This is a genomic window from Pseudomonas frigoris (assembly GCF_047758635.1).
GTDB classification, from domain to species: domain Bacteria; phylum Pseudomonadota; class Gammaproteobacteria; order Pseudomonadales; family Pseudomonadaceae; genus Aquipseudomonas; species Aquipseudomonas frigoris.
In genome coordinates this window covers 2,199,156-2,221,606 of the sequence record NZ_CP180479.1, presented here as the reverse complement: position 1 = coordinate 2,221,606, position 22,451 = coordinate 2,199,156, and the positions used below count along the sequence as shown (strand labels likewise).

Sequence of the window (22,451 nt, the reverse complement as noted above, 5' to 3'; positions counted from 1 at the left end):
ACGAACAAGATCATTAAGAAAGTTACCTCTATCATTCGAATTGATAGCCTTTGCCGTCGTTAGCCAGTTAGTAACCGCCTGCAAATCAACAACACTTCCTGAGTTTTCGGTTTTCGCAGTTTCATCCGCAAGGATACCACGCATATATTCATACGCTGCAGGATAGTCCTTCTTGTCCGACAATCGCTGCAGTTCTTTTAATTGAACATCATTGAACGTTACCAATGCCACAAGCAATCTCCTTATTCGACTACTATCTTACCGAGGACATTAAGAGCGAAGCTATCCACGGCCTCAACATCCGTAAGTTCCTTTGGATACTGATAAAAAACCCACAATCCCGACCTGTACAATCGATTTGCCCGAACCGTATTCACATAGTCCGAAACATATACCGAAACACCATCTTTTCCAGTAAATTTTCTTTCTTTAAAACCGCCAAATTCATAAGTCTCAATCCCGTCCTCCACCAAAACTGGTCTTTTCCCCCTCAAATGCCTATCTGCATCGAAATTATCACTGGAAACATGTTCCATATAAAAATAAACAGGAAATTTATTTCCATCCCCACCATCACGGACAACCTTCAGATATGGATAATCGATAGAAAATTGAACACTGCTTCTGCCTTTATAAATTACAAACCGGCACTCTTCAGGAGTGAGATCAAACCGAAATTTCACTCCTAATCGTTTGTCACCTGAGAATTCACAACCTGAAAAATCATCGCCATCCAACAACGAATAAATCTTCATATATGGATTATCCCTCGGCTTCGGAATCAAGAAAAACAGGAATAATAAAAAAGCCATTCCAGCGCCTAGCCAATACAAAAATCTCCTCATCGGGCTGCTCATAACTCATCCTTCACTAAATTCATAATAAAAAAATAAATGCGGGCAGATTTATTTTCTAAACCGACCCTAAAGAGACCACTAAAGGGGACAGATTTATTTTCTGGAGCTAAATCTGGCCCTAAAAATAAATCTGTCCTCTTTCCCATTCATCCATAAACCCTTAGTTAACTTTTACTTGCTTAATAAAGTTCATAACAAACCTATCCATCGACCTTATATCTTCATACTTACTTGCATACTGATAAGACACCCGTAAATCTTTAAACAAACGCTTTGCCAGCCAGAAACGCTTATGATCTGTAGCGAATACAGTTTCGCCTTCACCTCCGTCAAAAGTTCGAGTAGTAAGCCCCCCATAGTCGTAAAACTTGACACCTTCAATTATTTTCGAAGGTGTCTCGCCTTCTAAAAATGCACCTTCTTGAAAAGAAGAACGTAAAATCGGAAACATTCGAATCGTGACAACCGAGTTATCCACACGCGGCTTTACCACTTTCATGCTGGGATACTCAATGGAAATGGTAAAAACATCACCACCATAATCAATCAATCGGCAATCTTCAGGAGTCATATAAAACCGAAATACTCTTCCTGACTTTTCGCTATCTGAAAACCCACAACCGGAAAAATCATCGCCATTCGATGCCGAATAAATTTCCATATATGGATTATCTTTAGGCTCCGGTATCAAGCAATACAAAAATAGCACGCTAGCTGCTCCCACCCCCAACCAAAACAGCAATCGCTTTACATAACCACTCATTATTAACCCTTAACAAATTTAACTTCAAAGGAACTTCAAAGGGGACAGATTTATTTTCTGAAGCCAGAACCATTTCGAAAAATAAATCTGTCCCCTTTTTCCCCTTTTATTTGATCATCATTTAACACTACCAATGCCACAAGCAATCTCCTTATTCAACTACTATCTTACGCAAGACATCAAGAGCGAAGTCATCCATCGCCCTGATATCTGTAAGCTCCTTTGGGTACTGATAAAAAACCAACAACCCCGATTTGTACAACCTACTTGCCCGAATCGTCTCTATATAGTCCGAAACATATACAGGGACCCCATCTTTCCCAGCGAACTTCCTTTCTTCAGAACCGCTAAACTCATAGAGTTCAATTCCGTCCCTAACTGAAATTGGTTTTTTTCCTGCCAAATGCCTATCTGCATCAAACTCGCCCATGGAAACGCGCTCCATATAAAAGAAAACAGAAAATTCATTCTCACCACCAACACGGACAATTTTTAAATTTGGATAATTGATGTAAAATCGAACACCAGCCCCGCCCTGATAAATTACAAACCTGCACTCTTCTGGAGTGACATCAAACCGATACCTCACTCCTGGGCGCTTTTCGTTTGAGAACTCACAACCTGAAAAGCCACTACCATTCAACGAAGAATAAATCTTCATGTATGGATTATCCTTCGGCTTTGGAATCAAGAAAAACAGAAATAACAAAAAAGCCATTCCAGCACCTAGCCAATACAAAAACCTCCTCATCGGGCTGCTCATAACTCATCCTTCATTAAACTCATAATAAAAAAAAACATAAAAGCGGCAGATTCATTTTCTAAACCCACAGCCGACCTAAAAATAAATCCGTCCTCTTTCCCATTCACCCATAAAACCCTTAATCAACTAACACTTGCTTAAAAAGATCATAACAAACCTATTCATCGACCTTATGTCTTCATGCTTACGCGCATACTGATAAGACACCCGTAAATCTTTCAAAGAAACATCAAACGATCACTAAAGGGGACAGGTTTATTTTCTGAAGCCAGAACCATTCAGAAAAATAAATCTGTCCCCTTTTTCCGTGGTCGGTATCAAACAGCACACCGTCGCGGATGTCGGTTATGTGCACGCCATTGCCGGTCAGATCCAGCAACAGCGGGTCAACGTAAGTGTTGAACGTCGACATCGCCGACAAACCGTTCAGTTGCATTTCACCGGGACGAATACCGCCCGAGGCTAGACTGGCCATTTGCGTGGAGGTGAAATCGGTTTTGTTGAGAATCCCGCCGACGGCGAAGATGTTGTGCGTCGCGGCGTTTTGAATGTAGCCGTTGGCGACGTCTTGCTGGGCTTTGCTTTCGCCCTGAATTTGGGTTTGCGGTTGCGGGTTCGCGTTAATGTCGATTTGAACCAGTTGCTGGGGCTCAGAAGTAACTATGACGTCATCATGACTCCCAAATATTCTGTCTATTTGAATGTCCAAAAACTCTTTCAGATCCCGCGCTCGCTTCCAATTGGGAAGAGAATCAAAGGGCGTATCGAGATTACCCAAGAAGCGATTCAAACCTGCCATATTCTGCAACAGTGCAATCGTTATATTTTTTGCATAGTCAACCCTCCCCTCACCGGCTATTTGTACAAAGTCCTGCCCCAATCCAGCAGGCGGTGGTAGCACATCACCGATAGTGCCGGCCCAGTTCCATTTATTCAATTTCAATTTTTCAACAGCAGAGTTTACATCAGCATTAATGATCACATCCAATGGCGGAATACCCTTGCCTGCCAATACATGACCTGCCACTTCATGTGCCAGAGAGTCTGACGCTGCTTGAAAACCAGCACTTGTCAAAACTCGCCCTTTCGATACCACAGCAAAACTCATAGAACCGCGAACCATATCACTGTAAAAGCTATGGTCATTTGAGTTGATACTTTTTGCAGCAACGAGCCAGTTAGCGATGGTCTTTAGTTCCTGAGCAGCAGCAGTATCGGTCGTAACAGACAGTTGCTGACTCACCACCTCATGCATATAACCATATATGCCTTGATAATCGTTTTTATCTTGCAACACCTTCAATCTGGCCAGTTGTGTCGATTCCATATCTACGGTATTCATTAATCCTTACCTACTTCAAAAATAATTCGCTTGAGAAAATTCAACGCGAAAACATCCATTTTTTTTAAATCATCATCAGCACTTTCATACTGATAAGAAACTCTTAAATCACCCATCAACCGCTTAGCGATGAAATTCCTATCCGACGAACTAACAGCCACCTCCACCCCATCATCGCCTGTGAACCTAAACGTATCGAACCCACCGAACTGATAAACCCTCATTCCATTTAACGTTCTGACAGGGCTGCGCCCCTCAAAAATAGCTGTAGTGTCATAGGGGGGAACCGAAACACGAAACATTCTGAATGTAATTATTGAGCCCCCTACTTGGGACCTGACTAATTTCATGCTGGGATACTCAACGGAAATAGTGAGAACTTCACCACCACTATAATCCACCAACCGACAATCTTCAGGAGCCATTTGAAACCGAAACACAACCCCCGCCCCCTTGCCATCTGAAAACTCACAACCGGAGAAATCATTGCCATTCGACGCTGAATAAATCTTCATATACGGATTATCTTTCGGCTCTGGAATCAAGAAGAATAGAAACAGCAAAAAAGACACCCCCCCGCCTAGCCAATACAAAATCCTCCTAATCGAACCGCTCATAACTCATCCTTCATTAAAAGAAAAAGCAGGGACAGACCACGATTAAATCGATGATTTACCGCTGCACAGTTTCAGAAAAAACGTGGTCTGTTCCCGGTTATGCTACGTCATCCTCAGACATTACATGACCCGCATCGCTGGCAGTCATTTTCATGAAGTTAATGGCCACTTCCCCCGCGACGGAGTCGCCTTTTGCAACTCCGTTAGCGAGAACGGCATATTTGTAGCCTTTGGCAGCGAGGTAGTCGTACATCGCACCCGGCCCCGCTGAACTCAGTAAGGATTTTGCATGATCCAACTCTACAACCGTTAATCCCTGAGTCATAAAAACACTCCCTAGTTAGCTACTTTAGACAGAACAAATTCTTTTGTTAAAACCGCAATACTCTTCCAGTCGCTTAGCTTTTCCGGGGTAAAGCCAATCTTGATCAGCGCATCCAACTGACCAAGCAGAAACTCGCCCCGACAACTGTAAACGCCCACATCTTTGTGATTACCCAAACATTCAAATACTGCTTGAACTTCGCCTTCTTCTTCGCTCCAATAATATTCATTCAGAATCTCAGGAAACGTATTATCTCGTCGCTTCACCAAATAAAGCCCTAAACCATCAATATAACTTGCGCCCTCTACCTGTAGACCTGTCGCATTTCCAAGAAAGGCATCTCGTCGTGCACGCAAATAAAACTCATTGTGGAACATTGGTGTAACCACGACTTCCAAACCATCGAACCCGAGGCCATCTCTAAAATATTTTGAGTGATCTACCGATTGAAAACTTGGCCAAGTTACTACCATAGGTAAAGAAATAAAATTTGCGTCGCACCCAGTATTTTTATGGAACGTATTTTTATCCCAGGTGCTCTCGCCTTCATATTCAGCCCAAAAAACAACATAGCTTCGAGGAACTACTAGCGTCTTTCCGGAGAGTCGACCACATATCGGCTGCGCCGCCTTTTCTTCCAAGCCCTCCGAGCCCCTTGGGGAAACAACCATTAGATATATGAAATATAAAAAAGCACCCAGCAGGACAACGCCACAAACAATGCGTAAAAATTGCCACATACAAACACACGTTTTTAATAGCCACTTCTTGATATTCACAAAAACCTCACACTTTCAAAAAACGCCTTCAACGATAAGCGGCAAACCTGACCTTCACGTTCCCCGAGGCATCCGTCCCGCGTAGATCTACCTTGCGGCTAAATATCCGCGGTTCCCCAATCGCAACATCAATTCGCAAATCGTCATCAGACTCCCACTGCACGTTGGGCGAGAGCGCGTGATCAAAAAAGCTGCCGCACTCACTCGAATAAACCTGGTAGTTGTCGTTCTTAACCACGTCATTTACATCCAACAGGCGGTTAAATACGACCACCGCGTCAGAACAGAATGGAGCTACCCCGCCTCCCGAGCGGGAGACATGGGCGGCGCTGTACTGTCCAGTCGGCGAGGGATAAACCTTGATAGTCACCTCTTCATCGGGATCAAAGGTCACGCCCAATAAGGTGATGACGCCATACTTCAACACGGTAAGAAAACCGATCGCCGCCAATACAAACTTCAATAACCGCATCACTCGCACGCTCCTCCTTTGCAGCAACGATCAACGCTCTCGCAAACTCTCATCCATATGCTGCTGCAACGGACTCAGGAAGTACTCGATCACCCGCCGCTGATCCGTCTTCACTTCCGCCGTCACCGACATCCCCGGCGACAGCGCCACTCGCTGACCATTGACCAACAGATGATCGGACTTCAGGCGAATACGGCTGCTGTAAATCAGCCCACGTTTTTCATCTTCGATGGCGTCGTTCGAGACGCTGAGCACTTCGCCGTCGACGGTGCCGTATTTGGTGAAAGTAAAGGTTTCGACCTTGACCGTGACCGGCTGTCCGGCGCGGACGAAACCGACGTCCTTGTTTTCCAGCATCGCTTCCACTTCTACCGGTTGGTCCGCGGGAACGATGACCATCAACGGCTGGGCCGGTGTGACCACGCCGCCGACGGTGTGAATGGCCAATTGCTGGACGGTGCCGTCCACCGGGGCTTTGAGGCTGGTCAGGGTTTCCTGATAGCGGGCCTTGGCCAGTTCCTGAACCAGGCTCGCGGCTTTTTGGTTGGCCTCTTGTTGCAGGTCGAGCATGGCGCGGCGATTTTGTGCAACGACACCTTCGCGCCGACGCCGCGCCTCACCCTGGGCGGCGGTGGATTGCAACACGCTGGCTTGCTGCACACTCAACTGACGTTGCAGGTCCAGTCGGGCCTGTTCCTTTTCCAGGTATTCATGACGCGCCACGTACTGTTGCGCCAACAGCCGCTGGTAGTCCTCGGCCAGTTGCGTGGCGATCGGCACGGTTTGTCGCAGACTGGCCACCTGGGCCTGGGCAGACTGGATTTCGGCGCTGCGCTGGAGGATTTCCGCGTCGACCAGTTCCAGGCTGCTGCGGTATTCCTGATACTGCCCTTGCAACCAGCGCTGGGCGCTGAGCACCTGCTCCGGGTTGGCGTTGGCAATCGCTCCGATCAGCGATGCCGGTGGCTTTTGCTGATTGATCGCATCGAGCATCGCTGCACTACGGGCACTGTCGATACGGGCCGCCAGCAGGTCACTCTGAATCCGTCTGACGTCGGCGTCCGCCGCCGTCGGGTCGAGCTCGACCAACAGCTCGCCGACTTTCACGGCCTGACCATCACTGACATGGATCGCCCTGACCACCGCCGTTTCGCTGGATTGAATCAGCTTGGTTTTGCCATTCGGAACGATCTTGCCCGAGGCCACGGCCACCACTTCGATCTTGCCGATGCAGGCCCACAGCAACGCCAACACGGCGAACCCCATGATGCTCCAGACGAAGATTCTCGGTGCCGGATGCACGGGGGTGTCCTGCAACTCCAGCGCGGCGGGAAGAAACTGCGCTTCATGTGGCAGGCGCTGCACGCTGTCCATCTGTTTGCGCTGGCGCCAGGAGTCTCGCCAAGCGTGGCGGTAACGCTGCAATAACGAAGGCGTTGCGCTCATGGGAAATCGGTCCTTGAATCCGGAATACAGTGAGTGCCGCCGCGCCCGATATCAGGCGCGGTCGACAAACCAATGACGAGTGAATGAAGGGCTGCTCAGCCCTGTTGCATACGGTGCAGACGCGAATAGTGGCCGGCCTGATGCGTGAGCAATTCGGCGTGGCTACCCTGCTCGACGATTTGCCCGCGGTCGACCACCAGAATGCGATTGGCATCGCGAACCGCCGACAATCGGTGGGCGATGATGATCACCGTGCGGCCGGCGCAGATGCTTTGCATGTTCTGCTGGATGATCCGTTCGGACTCATAGTCCAACGCGCTGGTGGCCTCATCAAAGATGAGAATCCGCGGGTTGCCGATCAGGGCACGGGCGATGGCCACCCGTTGCCGCTGGCCGCCGGAAAGCGAGGTGCCGTGCTCGCCAACCATGGTGTCGTAGCCCTCGGGCAGCTCCAGAATGAATTCATGAGCGCCAGCCATGGTGGCGGCATGCATCACCGCTTCGAGCGGCGCGCCCGGATCGGTCAGGGCGATGTTTTCGCGGATACTGCGGTTGAACAGCATGTTGTCCTGCAACACCACGCCGATCTGCCGGCGCAGGGAGGAAACGTCGGCCAGTGCCAGGTCCATGCCATCGACCAGCACCCGTCCGCGCTCGGGCACGTACAGGCGCTGAAGCAGTCGCGTCAGAGTGCTTTTGCCGGAGCCGGAACGCCCCACGACACCAATGACCTCACCGGCCGCGATCTGCAGACTGACCCCGCGCAAGACTTCCGAGCCGTCGGCACGATAACGGAAATGCACCTGGTCGAACTCGATCTGCCCCCTCAGTGGCGGCAACGCACTACGAGTGGCCTGGGACAGCTCGGTGCGAGTGTTGAGAATGTCGCCCAGACGCTGCACCGAAACCCCGGTTTGCTGGAAGCTGGTCCACAACTGCGCCAGGCGCATGATCGGGCCGCTGACACGTCCGGCCAGCATGTTGAAGGCAATCAGCTCACCCACCGACAGCTGACCATCAATCACCAATCGAGCCCCCAGCCAGAGGGTCGCTACCGTGACCAGTTTGCCGATCAACGACACACTTTCGTTGGCGATGGTGGACAAGGTCTGGGTCTTGAAACCGGCAGCGACATAAGCCGCCATCTGGTTATCCCACTTGCGGATCGCCTGGGGCTCGACAGCCATGGATTTCACGGTGTCGATACCGTTCACGGTCTCAACCAGAAACGCCTGGTTCTCGGCGCCACGGGTGAAACTGTCCTGCAACCGGGCACGCAACAGTGGCGTGATGAGCAACGAGACCAACACGTACAACGGCAACGACAGCAGCACGATCAGGGTCAGCCAACCGCTGTAATAAAACATCACCAGGACGAACACCACGGAGAACAGTACGTCCAGCAACAAGGTGATGGCGTTGCCGGTGAGGAAGCTGCGAATGTTCTCCAGTTCACGCACTCGGGCGACCGAATCACCGACCCGCCGCGCCTGAAAGTACGCCAGTGGCAGGTTGATCAAATGCCGGAACAATCGCGACCCCAGCTCCACGTCGATACGGCTCGCGGTATGGGCAAACACGTAGCTGCGCAGACCGCTCAAGGCGGACTCGAAGATCATGATGCCCAACAACCCTGCTGCGATGACATCGAGGGTGGTCAGACCGTGATGCACCAGCACTTTGTCCATGACCACCTGGAAAAACAATGGCGTCACCAACGCAAACAGCTGCAAGGCAAAGGACACCAGCAGCACTTCGCCCAGCAACTTGCGGTATTTGACGATGGCGGGAATGAACCAGGTGAAGTCGAACCGCGAGGTTTCACCCGGCAACCCGGCCTCGGAACGCACCAGCACCAACTCACCGGTCCAACGCGCCGCCAAGGCCTCGAAGGTGATGACTTCAGGACGCTCCGATCGCGGGTCCTGAATCAGCGCCTTCCCTTTGTCCAGCTTGGCAATGATGAAAAACGTGCCGTCGACATTTGCCGCAATCGCCGGTAACGGCGTACGGTCCAGACGGGGGATGGTGGTGTTGACCGATTTGGCTTTGAGTCCCAACTTGCGTGCGGCGAGCAGCAGTTCACGTTGCGTGAAAGGCTGATTCGCCGGAGCGAATTCGTGAGCCAGTTGCTCGGCGGATGCCACCACCGAATGAAACCGGGCCAGCATCACCAGACACACGAGACCGGTGTCTGGCGTGGGCGACTCGGCGCCCCGTCCTTGATCACTCATAAGCTTCCATGCGTGCCGCATAGCGGCAATAAATTCATAAATCTTTCAAGAGGTTATATCAAACCCGAAACAATTAGTATCAATACGACATCATCGTCTGAGATTTATTTCACTCAGGCGTATGAATCGATGATCAGAGCGCCTTGCGCTCCTGAGGCGGCAGAAAATCCCGATCCGCGTCGTAGTCCTTTGTCAGGTACATCGCCAAATCGGTCAGGTCTGTTGGACTCAACGTCCCCGCCGCTTGCTTGAGTTTGAGCGTATCGATGATGTAGTCGTAACGAGCGTTGTTGTATTCACGTACAGCGCTATACAGCTGGCGCTGGGCATTGAGCACATCAGCGGTATTACGCGAGCCCAGATCACGACCCACCTGATTGGCCTTGACCGAAGCCTGGCCGGAGCGAATCGTCTGTCGGCGGGCAATCACCTGCTCGATATCGGAATTGACGGCGCGGTAGAAATTGCGGGTGTTCTGCACCACTTCGCGGCGCCGGTCTTCGCGCTCGTCTTCGCTCTGGGCCAGACGTTCGGTCGCTTCGCGCACTTGCGAGCGAGTCATGCCACCGGCGTACAACGGAATGTTCAGCTCCAGACCGATGCTGCCTTGCGCGACATTTCCTCGATAGCCGTTACGCCCGAAGTCGGTGGGGTTGCTATAACCGAAGCTGTCGTTTTCGCCCTTGCGCCAGGATGCCACCGCATCGACGGTCGGTGCATAGCCGGCCTTGCGCTGGCGATTGGTTTGCTCGGCAGCAATCACCGCGTAGCTGCTGGCCTGCAATGCAAGGTTCTGACGTACCGCGCGGCTGACCCATTCGTTGGCATCGTTGGGGACCGGAAGCTCCACGGGCAGTTGATGTTGAATGCCCTCGATTGCCGAATACTCCTGGCGTGTCAAACGAGACAGCGCCTCAAACGCATCATCGACCTTGCGCTCGGCGAGCTTTCGATTGGCGCCGGCATTGTCATAAGCGGCCTGGGCGTCGAGCACATCGGTGATGCTCGATGCCCCATTCTCCAGACGCGCCTGGGCCTGTTGCTGTTGGCGCTTGAGCGCCGCTTCCTCGGCTGTGGAGGCTGCCAATAAATCCAGTGCACGCAAGGTTTCGAAGTAGGCCTGAGCCGTTGTCAGCACCAGCCCCTGTTCTTTCGCACCCAATTCAAGTTCGGCCTGTGCGGTACTGGCATGAGCGGCTTCGAGCTGAAACCAGCGATCAGCACGAAACAGTGGCTGGTTGAGATTAGCCTGAAATACCGTGGTGCTGCGGGTGCGGGTCAGGCCGGGCTCATCACGTTGCAGGCGCACCGACTCCACCGTGCTCCCCGCATTGAGCGTGGGCAGTAACCCGGCCCGGGCTTGCGGAACACTTTCGCGTCGAGCCTGGTAATCATGGCGCGCCGCAGAAAGCTGAGCATCGTGTTCAACCGCCTGACGGTAAACCCCCAACAAATCGGCGCGATCAGGACTTGCATCGGCAATAACCGGGATCGTCACTATCGTAAGAATGAGCAGCGGTGTAAAAAAGCGGGTGGGGTGAGTCATAACAATCCATGTCGCGTTCTGGTAAAACGATTCAGCCATGCTGATCAGGGCGAGCATCCTACGCCGAGCCCAAGGCAGCAACAAGACCGAACTGTAGCCACTAGCCATCATCTCGAAAAAAGCCCTGCTCGCACGCCTTGACCTCACGGCAGTGGCGATAACCCCCTTATCCGCATCACCCAAAACATCCTTGGCAACCTGTTCTCTCACGCTCGCGACATCCCGGAAAAATACCGCCTCGACGGGGAGACCGAGCAACGCGAATACCTCGTCGACGGTGAACTGAAAACCTGGAACGGCCCCCTCGCCGTGGTCCGCAGCCCGGTCTACATGGCCGGCGAAAATGGGACGAACAAGTGATTCTCGGGATGGAAACAGACCCGGCCCGAGCGGTTCATTTATTTCGAAAGTTTCATATGTTTTTATCAGTAAATCTGAAAAATCTACGGTGCTGATCCTTCAATAAAAATGCGTAACTCATTGATTTTATTAATAACAAATAACCATCTTTTTTGAAGCCCTATAGGAGCCGACTGTCGGTGCCGATCAGTTAAGGAACGACACGGACCGTAGCAGCTGGCGAAGCCTGCGTTCGGCTGCGTAGCAGTCGTGAAATCAGGCGACGCGGTTTTCAGGAAGACCTCGCGCTCCGGTTTCACGACTGCTGCGCAGCCGAACGCAGGCTTCGCCAGCTGCTACAGATCGTGTTACCGCTTAATTGATCGGCACTACCTGTTTTCCTGTACTGAAACCTGCCCCTGCAATCGTCGTCCGACGACATCCATCAAATCACAGCCATCGCGCAGTGAAGTCACCAACACCCGCGCCAGCTCACTGTGGACACCTTCGCCAAACGCAATGTTCTCCAGCAGCTGCGTTGCGGTACGAATGCGGTAGGCCGCGGTTTTATGCAACACGTCCAGTGGTGCTTCAGTGTCGATCAGCAATGATGGGACGTTGCAGTCGATGCCAGTGATAGGCATGTATCGATCCATGATGAAAAACCTCCATTGGGTAAAGGCACACGATTATTCAGCGTTGGCAGTTGGACGACCTTCAGACGATCCCCGGGGCGGTTCCAGGTTGTCCAGCGCTCGATTGACCAGCAATTCGCCCAGCGCGGACAGTTGCTGAATACCTACAATGACATGGCGACGCGGGCCTTCCAGTTCACGGGCGAGATCGGTGGCCATGACACTCAGGGAGGCGAGGGTTTCAGAGGCGTGACAGAGCAGGGATTCCGTGTCGACATCCGGAACGACGGCGAAGAAATAGTTGGTGGATTTGGGAAGTGTGTGATTGCGCAGGGGCACGCTGACGAGTTGTTCGGTGACTTTGGCGGGACTGGATGAGTCGACGGTGTCGTTGGGGGAATCGTTTGGTGATTCCGCGGATTTGGTGACTGATTTTTTCATAACAGAGCTCCTTGCAAAGTTAAAAAATGCAAGTCCCACACTGCCAGCCGGGACAAGGCTGCTTACTGTACGCGTGTTATTAGAGAGGTAAATACATTAATAATAAATTTAACTTTGTTAATCAAACAAGTGAACATCTGTGCAAAAAAATGATTATAAGTGGTTAATATTCGTACATCCCCACTAGATTCGACGACTACAAAAAAATAGACGGCTCTGCCGTTTTAAACCGTGCCACACATAAAACCATTATTACTTCCTCATTTCTGTAAGAAAATTCCTTGATTTGCCCGTACGTCCCGTCACGAAACATTATCTAACGTTTGCCAACGTGCTTGCGGCATTATTTTGCACATAATTCAGGATGCAGGGCTCTCTGAAAACAACACCACCATCGTTACTCAGCTGTATCGGGGAGATTTTTTCAAGCAATAAACAAACGGTGATTTTTTAATGCACAGAAAAGAAAAAATAGAAAACTTAAAAAACAACATTAAGTATTTGATAAAAAGTCGCGGAGAAACACAACTATCACTATGCAACTCCATTGGTTTAACCAGAACTACGATATACAACATTTTGGAGGGCAAGGTTGTAAACGTCCAACAGTCTACAATTCGCAAGATCTCTGATTTTTTCGGAGTATCCTATAAAGAAATAGAAAGCATAGATTTTGAGCAGAAAGAGATAATCGAAAGTAGTATTTCCCTTCACGGGAACATGAATCCAGCCGCAGTCCCCATAATCAAAGAAAGCTTGCTTATTCAGAGCTTGGACAAAAGAATTGGTGAGTTAGCGACACTTCATCCCTTGACATACTATTTCGGTGCGGCGTGCAATTTAATCGGAGTGCTTCTTGAGAGCGAAATCAGTGGGACCAATGAACCTGGAGACCTGTTGATAATAAACAAGGGACTTTTGAATAGCAACAGAGAAAAATTAATATATAACAAGACCACAAAAAAGTTATTTATAGCCAATGGTTGCGCTCTTGCTTCTGATGTTTTCTGTGTAGTAGGGGAAATCGTTGAGGAAAGGTTTAATGGTTAACAAGGACGAGATCGAGAACAGTAAATACAAATTATTAGGATTTGAAAACGATAAAAACCTAGCAATAATCATGATTCTCTCCACTGGGAAAGTTATAAAAATAACGCTGAGCGCGCTGTTAAAAAGCGAGATACTGGATAATTTAAACAAAGCAGAAATAAAAAGCGTGTATCGGAAGTTCTATTCTCGCGGAACCGCACTGACCGCATACGAAGTAAATGATCGTCACGAAGGAGCGTGGATTGTTTTTGTTGTATTAAATCTAATACTTTTTACGCTGTACATCTTTACAAACTTCGCCACGGCAAAATTGTTTTATCTAGAGCAATTTAACGTCATTGTCACCCCAGGCGTCTTCCTGTATCCATTGACATTTTTAATAGTCGACTTATTGAACGAATTTTATGGATTCAGGCTTGCAAGAAAAGCTATTTTGTTTGCATTCTTAAGTAACGCTTTTATCTTTGCTCTGTTAAACGCCACTAGCTATCTTCCAGGGCTGCCTAGCTGGAAGCTTGATACTTCCTACGGTGAACTCATCAGCCATGTTTCATCCGTACTAGTGGCGTCTTCCGTCTCTTTTCTTTTTTCCGAGTACGTAAACTCTTATTTACTATGTAAAATAAAGGAGCTTACAAACTCCAGACTTCTTTTTCTGCGAGTATTTTTTAGTACATTCTTCGCAGTGATAATCGATAGCTTCCTTTTTTGCTTTATTGCGTTTTATGGAACCATGCAAAACAGCGAAATACTACATATAGCCTATGTTCAGATAGCTATAAAAATGTGTTTTGCTGTTTTTAATATTCTACCGGCCTACGGGGCGAGGTCATTGTTTAAAAGGTACACCGCTCGCATCCAAACAGCATGAAACCAAGGGGAGCTAGCAGTTAATTGCTCCCCCCTGATCAGCAAGTTTCATTTCACAAACCTAGTTTAATTTTTAGACTATTTGTGATTTCTGCTCTGCTTTCCAAAAATTCATTTAATCCTTTTGCACGAAGAGCACACGCATCACAGTCGCCGCACCCACTTCCCATTATCCCGTTGTAGCAAGTCAATGTATGGAAACGAATCAAATCCAGCTGCTCATGATAATCAGCCAAAGCCCAGGTCTCAGCTTTATTAAGCCACATAAGCGGCGTCTCGATTCGTACCTTATAGTCCATGCCCAAGTGAATGGCGCTGTTCAATACCTTAACAAACTCATCACCACAATCCGGGTAACCAGAGCTCTCAGTTTCACAAACACCTGTGATGACAGCTTCAGCGCCTACTTGATAGGCATAAATAGAAGCCAACGTTAAAAATAGAATATTCCTGCCAGGCACGAACGTATCAGGCACACCGTCCCCCGTACTCCTTGCAATTGGAATGTGGTCGCGCGTCAAACTGCTAATGGCCAGTTCGCTTAACAATGAAGTGTCCAATACTTTGTGCACCTTCACGCCAAGCTGTTTTGAAAGCTGTTGCGCCACTTCGATTTCCGCACGATGGCGCTGGCCATAATCAAACGTAATGCAATGAATTTCATCGTACATCGGCAATGCATGGATCAAGCAGGTGGTTGAGTCTTGTCCGCCGCTGAAAACGATAACGGCCTTTCTGGTCATGGTTCGTTCTTCCTTGGGGTGTCTCGGCAGGGTGCCGGGGCCGTTGACCCTACCGGGAAGCTCAAATTCTGGGTGTGGGAGGTTTCCGAAATGACCGTCTCCGATTTCCGTTTCTGTCAGTTCTATGGGAATTCCTGAGCATCAACAGTTGAGGAGAACGCGTGCGGGTACTCGGTTGCTCGGTTGCTCGGTTGCTCGGTTGCTCGGTAAAGAGGTTGCACGACGCGCCTCACAGGACCGCCAGCCCCTTAGTAGTTCACGTTGACCAGAACCAGTTGATGGATGCGGTGTTGAATCAGCATCACAAACCGCGAGCGGCGGCCAAGACGTGGTTGAAGGCTCATCCGACGATGCTGGAGGCGTGGCTTGCCGGGGTTGGCAGTCGGGATGGCCAGGATGGGTTAACGGTGGCCAGTGCCAGGTTGGCCGCTCAAAAACAGTTCACCAATCCCTCGTAGAAGCGCGGGGGGATTGAAGAACTCCACGTCACAATGCTTTGAGCATATGGTGGATGGCTTTGTGGCCGGACTTGGGAGCATCGGTAAAAAAATCCGCGATACGAGACGCAAACTTTTGGGTATTTAGGAAAGACTCATTCATTGTCAACGCAGTATCGTTGATCGATACCATGACATAAGCACTCTGACCGCTGCCTACAAAACCAATAGAAGCGTGATCATTGCCATGATGCAAGATAACTAAAATAGAGTCCCGGGCGATCGGGCACTTTTCGACTTCCCATTCCGGCGGCTCATTCCTGTTAAATGCCTGGGCAAGCCGGGATAAAAATGAAGTGTGGCGAGTCGCCTCGTCCTGCAACTTCTGTTTCGCTAAAATCAGCACTTGGCTCCAAGCCTCGGCATCGTAAGAAATATGATCCGGACACCTCTGACATTCATACGAGCGTGGTTCGGCCACCGCCATATAGGTGCCACAAGTCAACGGGGGAGACTCATACCTAAAACCATTGGAAGCGGACATTTCCTCTTTGTACTTACTCAGGAAATTCTTGACAGTAGCAACAGAAGAGCCCGATATCAGACTCGCCTCTTCAGCCCCTGTTGGAAGATCAAAGTAAAGATCATCCAGAACCAATGACCTCGAGGACAGATCAAGAGGTGAACCATCATTTACCCAGTTAACATCCGATCGCTCCGCCCCGCACTCATCAAATTGCTCCAGCAATGCAACGAGCTGATCGCGCTGAACTGGGTCAGCCATTATTTCAGAGAGCAACGCCGCCGATGCTTCGTAACCACTTTGCGTTTCCAGATCGGCATTGAACCCCTTCATCTCGCGAAGCGCGTAGGCAAGCTCGGCCTTTGAAAGTTGGGGTCTGGCATCATTCATAAAATTTACTCTACCTCCCGATAGTCCGTAGCGCAAAGTGGAACCATGACCGCCTATCGCCGTGCGTCATAGCGAGAAGAAAATGCCCGAGCATCTGCCCCGTTGAAGTGGAAATATTCATCTGGGCGACTCCTGCGCCAAATCACCGTGACGCAGCCGTTGTTGGGTGAGAGCCGGCGCATTTTACATCCAGCCTCGTAAAAATCGATGAGCTTCCTGCCTCCTTTGGGATCGGCATGCAACAGCATTTCTCCGTCATTGCCTTCGTCCAAAGCAGCTTGAATCGTGCAATCAATCAGGGTCTTGGCAACACCACGAACCGCTGGCTGCCCCAAAAACTGCTCATAAGCTTCTGACGGTGCATCGGAAAGGTACCAAGTAAAAGCGCGCTGCCGCTCCACGCCCTCGACGTTGCAATGCAATTTCGGAACGATGGAAAGCATCCCGATCGGAAACGTTTGCTCACCTCTCGAAACAACAACGCACATTGCCTTTCCTTTTTTGGAGCAATTACCAGGCATCTGGGTGAGGTAGTTATGGATCCCCACAAGTTTTAGATACGTTGGCCAGCGCCATCCAACGTCAGCGCGAACTCTGCGGTCCGTCGCGCCCTCATGTGAATAATTGCTATTGACGAGAGGTTGAACCTTTTCATGCCATTGTTTCGCTAACCCTTTAGTCATCGGTACGACGCAGACTTTCACCTGAAAGGGATTTCCAAAGGTGTCATAGGCCGGTAAGGAGGAAAATGGGCCGTTGCAGCGGCATAATCGAGCTTCCTTGCGAGTTTTATTTTTGAATTCCTTGAGGATCGATTTGAGCCGCCTTTGGCAAAATCCCAGTTTTACGCGCGTTTCCAAATCTGCGATTGACGCTAGCACAAGCAGCAAAAGTCCGTGACCACACGCTTTTTTCCGGATGTTTCTTACGCCCTGCACGATTCAACCGCTATCCCACCTTCCTGGCTGGCGACCGTGCACCTGACGACCGGCAACAAAAATGAATTGCCACAAAATATTACCTGCGTCATATTACATGCGTAATAAAGACCCGTTTCCCACAGGTATTTCCATGACCAGCATGCCCAGCCTTGAACCCGACCTTGCTGTCCCGGTGAGCACACCCAAGCCTCCCCTGCTCAAACGGTTGATCTTGCTCGCTGCGGTCATCGCTGCCCTGGTGTTCGCCGGGCTGTACGCGAGTCACTGGTGGACCGCCGGCCGTTTCACCGAAGAGACCGACGACGCTTACATCGGCGGCGATGTAACGGTGATCGGGCCGAAGGTGGCGGGTTACATCGAAGAAGTGCTGGTGACCGACAACCAGAAGGTCAAGGCCGGCGATGTGCTGATTCGTCTCGACTCCCGCGACTACCGCGCCAACCTGGCCAAGGCCGAAGGTGCGGTGGCCGCCGAAGAAGCGCTGCTCGCCAACCTCGATGCCACCGAACAATTGCAACACGCGGTGATCGGCCAGGCCCGCGCCGGGATCGATGCCGCCGGTGCCGAAACCGCCCGCTCACGGGATGACGATACTCGCTACAAAAAACTGGTCGGCAGCAATGCCGTCTCGGTGGAAAGCGCCCAACGCGCCACCGCCACCTTCAAGACCGCCCAAGCCCTCAGCGCCCGGGCCCAGGCTGAATTGCTCGCCGCGCAACGTCAGCTGAACGTGGTCGCAACCCAGAAACAGCAAGCCCGCGCTGCGCTGATGCAGGCTCGTGCCGAACGTGATCTGGCGCAATTGAACGTGGGTTACACCGAACTGAAAGCCCCGGTAGACGGTGTGATTGGCAATCGTCGGGCACGGGTCGGCGCTTATGCTCAGGCCGGTTCGCAACTGCTGTCGGTGGTACCGGCCAGCGGGCTGTGGGTCGATGCCAACTTCAAGGAAGATCAGCTATCGCGAATGACACCGGGGCAACGGGTGATCATTCATGCCGACGTGCTCTCGGGGCAGGAATTCCACGGTCATCTGGGCAGCCTCGCGCCGGCCAGTGGCTCGCAGTTCAGCGTGCTGCCACCGGAAAACGCCACCGGCAACTTCACCAAAGTCGTTCAGCGGGTACCGGTGCGCATCGTGCTTGATCCGGCCGACGCCGTGCTCGGCCATCTGCGTCCGGGCCTGTCGGTCACCGCGAAAGTGGACACTCGCAAGGAACCTGCAACCCCGGCCGTGGCCAGCGCGCCATGAGCCGCGCCCTCGCCGCCCCCGCGCAACCGTTCAATGCCACCGACATGGCGACGGCAACCAAGGTGTTCGCCTTCGCCAGCATGTGCATCGGCATGTTCATTGCGCTGCTGGATATCCAGATCGTCTCGGCATCGTTGCGTGACATTGGCGGCGGGCTCTCGGCGGGCACCGACGAAACGGCGTGGGTGCAAACCAGTTACCTGATTGCCGAAATCATCGTGATCCCGCTGTCCGGCTGGCTGTCCCGAGTGTTCTCGACGCGTTGGCTGTTCTGCGCTTCAGCGGTGGGTTTCACCCTGGCCAGCCTGCTCTGTGGCGCAGCCTGGAACATTCAGAGCATGATCGCCTTCCGCGCCCTGCAAGGGTTTCTCGGTGGTTCGATGATCCCGCTGGTGTTCACCACCGCGTTCTTTTTCTTCACCGGCAAGCAACGGGTAATCGCCGCCGCCACCATTGGCGCGGTGGCCTCGTTGGCCCCGACCCTGGGGCCGGTGATCGGCGGCTGGATTACCGACATTTCATCCTGGCACTGGCTGTTCTACATCAACCTGGTGCCGGGGATCTTCGTCGCGGTGGCGGTGCCGATGCTGGTGAAAATCGATCAGCCGGAACTGTCGCTGCTCAAGAGCGCCGACTACTTGAGCATGGTGTTCATGGCGCTGTTTCTCGGCTGTCTGGAATACACCCTCGAAGAAGGCCCGCGCTGGAACTGGTTCAGCGACAGCACCATTCTGACCACGGCATGGATCAGCGGCCTGGCCGGCCTGGCGTTCATCGGCCGAACCTTGCACGTCGCCAACCCGATCGTCGATTTGCGCGCCTTGAAAGACCGCAACTTCGCCCTTGGCTGTTTCTTTTCGTTCGTCACCGGGATCGGCCTGTTCGCCACCATTTACCTGACGCCGCTGTTTCTCGGCCGGGTGCGGGGCTATGGCGCGCTGGACATTGGTCTGGCGGTTTTCTCCACCGGGGTGTTCCAAATCATGGCGATTCCGCTGTACGCCTTTCTGGCCAACCGCATCGATCTGCGCTGGATCATGATGATCGGCCTGGGGTTGTTCGCGTTGTCGATGTGGGATTTCAGCCCGATCACCCATGACTGGGGGGCGAAGGAATTGATGCTGCCGCAAGCGCTGCGCGGGATTGCCCAGCAACTGGCGGTGCCGCCCGCGGTCACCCTGACCCTCGGCGGACTGGCGCCAGCGCGGCTTAAACACGCGTCGGGATTGTTCAACTTGATGCGAAACCTTGGGGGTGCCATCGGCATCGCCGCGTGCGCGACCATTCTGAATGACCGCACCAACTTGCACTTCACCCGGTTGGCGGAAAACCTCAACAGCACCAATGAAGCACTGAATCAGTGGCTGTCCCAGGTCGGCAACAACTTCGCAGCCCTCGGACAAAGCGGTGACGTGGGCGTCACCGCCAGCCTGCATCAGCTGTGGCTGCTGACCTACCGCGAAGCGCAGACGCAAACCTACGGCGACGCATTCCTGATGATCATGGTCTGCTTCATCATCGCCACGGCGATGGTGCCCTTGATGCGCAAGGTGCAACCACCGGCCGCGCCGAGTTCGGATGCTCATTGAGCCTTGGGTGTCACTCCTGAGGCATTTTGCGGAAGCCTACCGCCAGGCGGTTCCAGCTGTTGATGGTGGAAATCGCCACAGTCAGGTCAACCATTTCCTTGGGGGTGAACTGGGCGGTGGCCAGTTCGTAATCTTCGTCCGGAGCGTGGGTCTGGCTCAGCAGCGTGAGGGATTCAGTCCAGGCCAGCGCCGCACGCTCGCGGGGTGTGAAGAACGGCGTTTCACGCCAGGCCGACAGAGTGTATAGGCGACGCTCGGCCTCACCGCCCTTGCGGGCATCGGCGCTGTGCATATCCAGGCAGAACGCGCAGCCGTTGATTTGCGAGGTACGCAGCTTGACCAGTTCGATCAGCGTCTTTTCCAGAGGCAGCTTCGACACAGCGGTTTCCAGCGCGATCATGGCTTTGAGTGCATCAGGGGAAGCGGTGTAGAAATCGATGCGAGGTTTCATGGTGGGCTCCAGTCTAAAGGGGTGTGGAGCTACGTTAATCGCGCAGTGACTTGCAGCAAATAGCCAATTATTGGGAAGTTGAGGATGCCAATGGGACGCCTGCCGACGGCTCACTCGATTGCACCCGCACCCAAGACGTTCGCGCCCCTACGCTCGATTGCGCAGCCACTGCAAAAATCCCTTCTTCGCCACAACCCCAGGCGCTTCCTGAGTCAACGTCTGGGCCTTGTTCAACCGGAAATCCAGCAACGCCTTCATCGCTTCGCTGATGTCATGCCGCGCATCCAGACACGGTTTGAGGTATTCCTTCTCGATCCGGTACAAGCTGCAGAACGTCTTGGCGCTGAAGTCCGCCGGTAGCGCCGTATCGGACAAAATCCCGCCTTCGCCGATCACCTCACCCGGGCCCATGCGCCCGGATTCGAACTTGACCCCGCCACGGCTCAGCTCCACGGACACGACGCCGGATTCGATGATGAACAAATGATCGCTGACCTCCCCCGCCGGCAGGATCATTTCACCGGCGCGGAAGTTTTGCAGGGTCATGTTCTGGCTGAAGGTTTCTTTCTCTTCCTGACGCAGGGTCGAGAAAATGTTCGACGCGTCCAGCAATGCCCGTGGCCGTGACAGGTTGGCAGGTGCATTGGGTTCGACGTTCGACAACAGGCTGACACCGCTGGCCTGCAAGTGCCGGAATGCCAGGTCGAACAGCAGATTACGGACCATGCGTTTCTGGTCCATGGAGACCACGAAACCACTGATTTCGTATTCCACGCCGGTGGCGCTGGAGCCTTTCAACGCGACACACGGCGCCGGTTTGATCAACAAATAGCGGCATCCTTGCATCGCCCGTTCCAGTGCGTCGATCACCGTTTGCGGACGCGCGTGCGGGCTGAGTTGCAGGCTGATGGATACGCCGAAAATGTCACTGGGGCGACTGAAGTTGATGATCTTGGCCTTGGCCGCCAGGGAGTTGGGGATCACCGCCATGCTGCCCTGGGCCGTTTGCAGGCGCGTGGCGCGCCAGTCGATGTCGATAACCCTACCTTCGGTGCCGTCGATGGAGATCCAGTCATCCAGTTGATAGGGTTTGGTGGTGTTGAGGACGATCCCGGAGAACACGTCGCTGAGGGTACTCTGCAAGGCCAGGCCGACGATGATTGCCAACGCACCGGACGTCGCCAACACACCCTTGACCGGCAGATCGAGTACGTACGCCAGTGCCGCGATGATCGCAATCAGGAAAATCACAGCGCCGAGCAGATCCTGGAGCAAGCGCCCGGTGTGCCCGACCCGTTGCATCATCACCGCGCCGATCAGCACCGTCAGGGTGCGTGCACCGAACAGCCACCAGCCGATCTGCAAACCGGTGGCCGCCAGGTGCAGCGGGACGTTGTCGACCCAGGGCGCCGTTTCCATGGGGTTCATGCCTTCGTTGAACAGCAGGACACTGAACAACGAAAAAATCACCAGCCGCACGACCAGTTTCCATTGGCTGCCATTGGCACTGAGCAAGCGCCACAGCCCAAGATCGATAAGGATCAAAGCCATCGCGCAGAGCAACGGGTGATCGGTAAGCAGTGACAGCATCAAGCAACTCCAGCAAGGACCAATGACGCAAACATCGCACGGATTGTAGGAGTTGG

At 52.3% G+C, this 22,451-nt stretch carries 22 protein-coding genes and 1 pseudogene; 5 read left to right on the top strand and 18 right to left on the bottom strand.

The window, feature by feature from the left end; genetic code table 11:
• Positions 1–242 precede the first annotated feature (242 nt).
• From ACMXYH_RS09970 to ACMXYH_RS09920, 11 genes are all read right to left on the bottom strand, one after another.
• Positions 243–857 (bottom strand): hypothetical protein, encoded by a 615-nt coding sequence (locus ACMXYH_RS09970; RefSeq protein ID WP_415766984.1) that lies wholly within the window; start codon positions 855–857, stop codon positions 243–245.
• Between the two features lie 160 nt (positions 858–1,017).
• On the bottom strand, positions 1,018–1,620 hold the full coding sequence (locus tag ACMXYH_RS09965) for a hypothetical protein (protein WP_415766983.1): 603 nt from the start codon (positions 1,618–1,620) through the stop codon (positions 1,018–1,020).
• A gap of 151 nt (positions 1,621–1,771) precedes the next feature.
• Positions 1,772–2,383 (bottom strand): hypothetical protein, encoded by a 612-nt coding sequence (locus tag ACMXYH_RS09960; RefSeq protein ID WP_415766982.1) that lies wholly within the window; start codon positions 2,381–2,383, stop codon positions 1,772–1,774.
• A 229-nt stretch (positions 2,384–2,612) separates the two neighbouring features.
• Positions 2,613–3,725 carry a hypothetical protein gene (locus ACMXYH_RS09955; RefSeq protein WP_415766981.1) on the bottom strand — a complete coding sequence of 371 codons (1,113 nt, stop codon included), beginning with the start codon at positions 3,723–3,725 and terminating at the stop codon, positions 2,613–2,615.
• The gene (locus ACMXYH_RS09950) at positions 3,725–4,342 is read right to left on the bottom strand and encodes a hypothetical protein (RefSeq protein ID WP_415766980.1); all 618 of its coding nucleotides are present in this window, start codon (positions 4,340–4,342) and stop codon (positions 3,725–3,727) included. Before ACMXYH_RS09950 ends, ACMXYH_RS09955 begins: the two co-directional genes overlap by 1 nt.
• Before the next feature lie 97 nt (positions 4,343–4,439).
• Positions 4,440–4,667 (bottom strand): hypothetical protein, encoded by a 228-nt coding sequence (locus ACMXYH_RS09945; RefSeq protein ID WP_129437106.1) that lies wholly within the window; start codon positions 4,665–4,667, stop codon positions 4,440–4,442.
• An 11-nt stretch (positions 4,668–4,678) separates the two neighbouring features.
• Positions 4,679–5,446 (bottom strand): hypothetical protein, encoded by a 768-nt coding sequence (locus tag ACMXYH_RS09940; RefSeq protein WP_415766979.1) that lies wholly within the window; start codon positions 5,444–5,446, stop codon positions 4,679–4,681.
• A 28-nt stretch (positions 5,447–5,474) separates the two neighbouring features.
• Positions 5,475–5,921 carry a hypothetical protein gene (locus ACMXYH_RS09935; RefSeq protein ID WP_415766978.1) on the bottom strand — a complete coding sequence of 149 codons (447 nt, stop codon included), beginning with the start codon at positions 5,919–5,921 and terminating at the stop codon, positions 5,475–5,477.
• 27 nt (positions 5,922–5,948) lie between these two features.
• Entirely contained in the window at positions 5,949–7,364 is a 1,416-nt protein-coding gene (locus tag ACMXYH_RS09930) for an HlyD family type I secretion periplasmic adaptor subunit (RefSeq protein WP_415766977.1), read from the bottom strand.
• Positions 7,365–7,459: 95 nt separating this feature from the next.
• Positions 7,460–9,598, bottom strand: coding sequence for a type I secretion system permease/ATPase (locus ACMXYH_RS09925; protein WP_415766976.1), 2,139 nt, complete (start codon positions 9,596–9,598; stop codon positions 7,460–7,462).
• A 133-nt stretch (positions 9,599–9,731) separates the two neighbouring features.
• Complete coding sequence (locus ACMXYH_RS09920) at positions 9,732–11,144, bottom strand: TolC family outer membrane protein (RefSeq protein ID WP_129437112.1); 1,413 nt, start codon at positions 11,142–11,144, stop codon at positions 9,732–9,734.
• A 174-nt stretch (positions 11,145–11,318) separates the two neighbouring features.
• On the opposite strand from ACMXYH_RS09920, the pseudogene ACMXYH_RS09915 reads away from it, so the two are divergent.
• Positions 11,319–11,512, top strand: a pseudogene (locus ACMXYH_RS09915) (NADP-dependent glyceraldehyde-3-phosphate dehydrogenase); the annotation flags it as partial.
• A 360-nt stretch (positions 11,513–11,872) separates the two neighbouring features.
• Here the strand turns inward: ACMXYH_RS09915 and ACMXYH_RS09910 are convergent.
• Both ACMXYH_RS09910 and ACMXYH_RS09905 read right to left on the bottom strand, forming a co-directional pair.
• Positions 11,873–12,139: a hypothetical protein gene (locus tag ACMXYH_RS09910; RefSeq protein ID WP_415766975.1), complete on the bottom strand. Its 267-nt coding sequence runs from the start codon at positions 12,137–12,139 to the stop codon at positions 11,873–11,875.
• 33 nt (positions 12,140–12,172) lie between these two features.
• Complete coding sequence (locus ACMXYH_RS09905; protein ID WP_415766974.1) at positions 12,173–12,559, bottom strand: DUF6124 family protein; 387 nt, start codon at positions 12,557–12,559, stop codon at positions 12,173–12,175.
• 453 nt (positions 12,560–13,012) lie between these two features.
• Between ACMXYH_RS09905 and ACMXYH_RS09900 the strand changes: the two genes are divergently transcribed.
• Together ACMXYH_RS09900 and ACMXYH_RS09895 are read left to right on the top strand one after the other, a co-directional pair.
• The gene (locus ACMXYH_RS09900; protein ID WP_415766973.1) at positions 13,013–13,609 is read left to right on the top strand and encodes a helix-turn-helix transcriptional regulator; all 597 of its coding nucleotides are present in this window, start codon (positions 13,013–13,015) and stop codon (positions 13,607–13,609) included.
• On the top strand, positions 13,602–14,480 hold the full coding sequence (locus ACMXYH_RS09895) for a queuosine precursor transporter (RefSeq protein WP_415766972.1): 879 nt from the start codon (positions 13,602–13,604) through the stop codon (positions 14,478–14,480). The genes ACMXYH_RS09900 and ACMXYH_RS09895 overlap by 8 nt, the downstream gene beginning before the upstream one ends.
• Positions 14,481–14,532: 52 nt before the next feature.
• Here the strand turns inward: ACMXYH_RS09895 and queC are convergent, their stop codons facing one another.
• The 3 genes from queC to ACMXYH_RS09880 form a co-directional block, all read right to left on the bottom strand.
• Entirely contained in the window at positions 14,533–15,222 is a 690-nt protein-coding gene (queC, locus tag ACMXYH_RS09890; protein ID WP_415766971.1) for a 7-cyano-7-deazaguanine synthase QueC, read from the bottom strand.
• Positions 15,223–15,708: 486 nt separating this feature from the next.
• Positions 15,709–16,572 (bottom strand): hypothetical protein, encoded by an 864-nt coding sequence (locus ACMXYH_RS09885; protein WP_415766970.1) that lies wholly within the window; start codon positions 16,570–16,572, stop codon positions 15,709–15,711.
• 53 nt (positions 16,573–16,625) lie between these two features.
• Positions 16,626–17,453 carry a hypothetical protein gene (locus ACMXYH_RS09880; protein ID WP_415766969.1) on the bottom strand — a complete coding sequence of 276 codons (828 nt, stop codon included), beginning with the start codon at positions 17,451–17,453 and terminating at the stop codon, positions 16,626–16,628.
• Between the two features lie 190 nt (positions 17,454–17,643).
• Between ACMXYH_RS09880 and ACMXYH_RS09875 the strand changes: the two genes are divergently transcribed.
• Positions 17,644–18,765, top strand: coding sequence for an HlyD family secretion protein (locus ACMXYH_RS09875; protein ID WP_415766968.1), 1,122 nt, complete (start codon positions 17,644–17,646; stop codon positions 18,763–18,765).
• Positions 18,762–20,354 carry a DHA2 family efflux MFS transporter permease subunit gene (locus ACMXYH_RS09870; protein ID WP_415766967.1) on the top strand — a complete coding sequence of 531 codons (1,593 nt, stop codon included), beginning with the start codon at positions 18,762–18,764 and terminating at the stop codon, positions 20,352–20,354. Before ACMXYH_RS09875 ends, ACMXYH_RS09870 begins: the two co-directional genes overlap by 4 nt.
• A 10-nt stretch (positions 20,355–20,364) precedes the next feature.
• Here the strand turns inward: ACMXYH_RS09870 and ACMXYH_RS09865 are convergent, their stop codons facing one another.
• Together ACMXYH_RS09865 and ACMXYH_RS09860 are read right to left on the bottom strand one after the other, a co-directional pair.
• Positions 20,365–20,805, bottom strand: coding sequence for a carboxymuconolactone decarboxylase family protein (locus tag ACMXYH_RS09865; RefSeq protein WP_415766966.1), 441 nt, complete (start codon positions 20,803–20,805; stop codon positions 20,365–20,367).
• Positions 20,806–20,952: 147 nt separating this feature from the next.
• On the bottom strand, positions 20,953–22,395 hold the full coding sequence (locus tag ACMXYH_RS09860) for a mechanosensitive ion channel domain-containing protein (protein ID WP_415766965.1): 1,443 nt from the start codon (positions 22,393–22,395) through the stop codon (positions 20,953–20,955).
• Positions 22,396–22,451: the final 56 nt, after the last annotated feature.